The sequence below is a fragment of the Ideonella sp. P3_A4 genome (genome assembly GCF_056403075.1).
In genome coordinates this window covers 1-1,851 of the sequence record NZ_JBFUGE010000908.1, presented here as the reverse complement: position 1 = coordinate 1,851, position 1,851 = coordinate 1, and the positions used below count along the sequence as shown (strand labels likewise).

The 1,851-nt window shown below is 69.4% G+C and carries 2 protein-coding genes; one reads left to right on the top strand and one right to left on the bottom strand.

The features are described 5' to 3' along the window. Positions 1 to 787: WD40/YVTN/BNR-like repeat-containing protein (locus tag AC1DYI_RS34305; RefSeq protein ID WP_477208573.1), on the top strand; the 787-nt coding region annotated here is incomplete at its 5' end. A gap of 1 nt (position 788) precedes the next feature. On the opposite strand, the gene AC1DYI_RS34300 is transcribed toward AC1DYI_RS34305, so the two are convergent. Then, positions 789 to 1,523, bottom strand: coding sequence for a pseudouridine synthase (locus tag AC1DYI_RS34300; protein ID WP_477208572.1), 735 nt, complete (start codon positions 1,521 to 1,523; stop codon positions 789 to 791). Between the last annotated feature and the right edge of the window lie 328 nt (positions 1,524 to 1,851).

The window sequence follows — 1,851 nt, the reverse complement described above, 5'->3', positions numbered from 1 at the left end:
GGTGATGGAGCGCGCCGGCCATCGCATCCTCGCCGGCACCTTGCCCGGCGGGCTGTTCGTGTCCGAAGACGGCGGCCAGAGCTGGACGCTGAACGAGGCCCTGTGGCACCAGCCCGAGCGGGCGGAATGGTTTGGCGGCGGCTACGACACGCCGGGCATCCACTCGATCTGCCCGCACCCGGCCAACGCCGACGAGTGGCTGCTGGCCGTCAGCTGCGGGGGCATCTGGCACACCACCAACGCCGGCCAGAGCTGGACGATGCGGGCCAAGGGCCTGAGCGCGGCCTACATGCCGCCCGAGCGGGCCGACGATCCCCGCATCCAGGACCCGCACCGCATTGCCCGCTGCACCGCGGCGCCCGACGTGCTCTGGTGCCAGCACCACAACGGCATCTGGCGCTCGACCAACAACGCAATGAGCTGGCAAGAGATCAAGACGGCGCCGCTGTCGTCGTTCGGCTTCGCGGTGGCGGCGCACCCGGATGATCCGCTGACGGCCTGGTTCGTGCCCGGCGTGGCCGATCAGCAGCGTGTGCCGGTCGATGGCGCGCTGGCAGTGCAGCGAACCCGTGACGGCGCGCAGAGCTTTGACGTGCTGCGCGACGGCCTGCCGGTGACGGACTGCTACGACCTCGTCTACCGCCACGGCCTGGTGGTGGCTGACGACGGCCAGCACCTGCTGATGGGCAGCACCACCGGCCAGCTTTGGGCCAGCAGCGACGGCGGTGAGCACTGGCAGCACCCGTTCGCCCACCTGCCGCCGATCTACGCGGTGCGGTTCGGTTGAGCTAACCCGCCAGCCACGGGCCACGGGCCCGCAGCGCGTCCCAGTCCGGGCCGGGCGGGGCTTCGAAGCGCATCGTGCGCCCATCCGCCGGGTGGGGCAGTTCCAGCGCAGCGGCGTGCAGCCAGAGCCGGGTGATGCCCAGCCAGGCGGCGACGGCCCGGTTGTGTGGGCCCTTGCCGTGGGTCGAGTCGCCGACGATCGGGTGAGCCAGCTGCTTCAGGTGACGGCGGATCTGGTGGCGCCGGCCGCTCAAGGGGCGGGCCTCCACCAGCGCGTACCGGCTGGTCGGGTGGCGGCCATCAACGGCGAACGGCCACTCGACCCGCGCCAGCCGCTGGAACAGCGTGCGCGCCGGCAACTGCAGTTGGCCAGTGCTCGGCAACTCGGGGTCGCGGGCCAGTGGGTGGTCGAGGTCGATCGTTTCGGCCGGCCAGCCCCGCACCAGCGCGAGATAACGCTTGATGACCGTGCCTTCATCGAACGCCGCACCCAGCGCGCGGGCTGCATCGGCATGACAGGCCAGCACCAGCAGCCCCGAAGTGCCCTTGTCCAGCCGGTGTGCCGGGCCCAGGCCGGCGGGCATGTCGGCGCCGAGTTGCTGGCGCAATCGCTCGAGCACCGTGTCGGTCTCGTGCGCATCGAGACCGGTGCGATGAACCAGCAGACCCGGCGGCTTGTCGATCACCAGCAGGTCGTCGTCGCGATACAGAAGTTGCAGTTCGGCGTGAATGGTCACAGTGAGTGTGGGGTGACTGCGACGTCGCGAAGAGCGCATATCCCCCGTCCTAGGGAGAACCCTCTTTTGAGGGAATGACACGTTCGGTTGCGCCCGGAAAAATGGCGGACATGTGCAGTCGTCATGATGTGCCTGCACTGGAGACTGCCATGCCCCAGACCTACTACCTCGGATACCGCTCGCTTTTTGTCACGCTCACTGCCTGGGCCGCCATTGTGATGGCTGCCGTGGCCTGCGCGTTTGGTGCGATCCAGCAAGCCGCGTTGGCTTCCTGGCTGCCCGCGCTCGATGCAGCGGTGCAGTCCGAGCCGATGCCGCTGATCAGCGG